Genomic DNA, 1,097 nt, shown 5'->3' on the forward strand with positions numbered 1-1,097 from the left:
ACAGCGGATTGTAAGCCACAACGCACAACGACAGTAAACCATTGATTATAAGGCCTTTTGATGTCAGCAATCTCCGGGTTATCCGCAATTACTTCTGAACGAGAGATAAATTCTGTTTATGTAAACTTATTTACACATAAGCAAATGGTTATTGATTATTTGTTCAGTACGCTACCAGCAAATAACAACACTTCACTTACAAGCTTTACAGACAAGGAAACTTTTTTGTCTGCATTGAATGATGAGGCCTTATGCAAATTCAATGACTTATCTAAAAATCATCTTGAACAGTGTTTTTTTCTTAGCCACAAATTCACAAATAAAGCGCCAAACGCTATAAAGCTTGCAAAAGATATTCATCAAACAAATATAAAGAAACTCTCTACATATATATTAGTAGTTCCAGATTCACTGCTATCATCAAGTGATGATTATTTTGTAAGTATTTTCCTACAAAACTTAAATGAACTGGCAAATAATAAAAAACTCACTATTAGTGTTTGTATATATGGGTATCTGACGACTTCACTATTAAAGCCCATTCTGATTTCTCATAATAGATACATTGCAGGTTTGGCGACCATGACATCATTAGATGACGCTCGCTACTGCTATCTTGTGGATTTTTGGTCCAATAAACACGGTGTAATTACCCAACACGAATACATTCTCACTAAAACTAAAGATAAAACACTAAAAGCAACGTCTTACGAAACGCATCAGCCTCGTGCCATACAGGAAGACAAATCGGATAGTGATAGAATATATATCAGTAGAAGAGCCTTCAGAGAAAACGAGAAAGCCCCAAAAGGGATGCGTATGGCCGAGAGTAATCAAGAACTCATAGCGATGTTAAACAACCCTCGCTCTTCAACTATTGTTTTCAGCTGTGATAACCAAAGCGAAGTTCAACAGATCGCGTTAGATTGCTACCGTTTAAGGTCCGCGTATGGCCGTCAGCTAAAGATTATTGTCAGGGAGACCCAACAATGTCTGAGATATGCAGATGAAAAGTTCTTACTTCGCGCGGGGGCGAACTTCATTTCACATGCGCAGATCCCCCATATGCGCTTTATGACTCAGGTTGAAGCAATTCA

At 37.8% G+C, this 1,097-nt stretch carries 1 protein-coding gene; it reads left to right on the forward strand.

Annotated features, from left to right (window positions below; translation table 11 throughout):
- Positions 1-60 precede the first annotated feature (60 nt).
- A partial coding sequence (locus R7R78_RS24395) for a BcsE family c-di-GMP-binding protein (RefSeq protein WP_225474409.1) occupies positions 61-1,097 on the forward strand: 1,037 nt, incomplete at its 3' end.

The sequence above is a fragment of the Vibrio sp. 2134-1 genome (assembly GCF_033339495.1).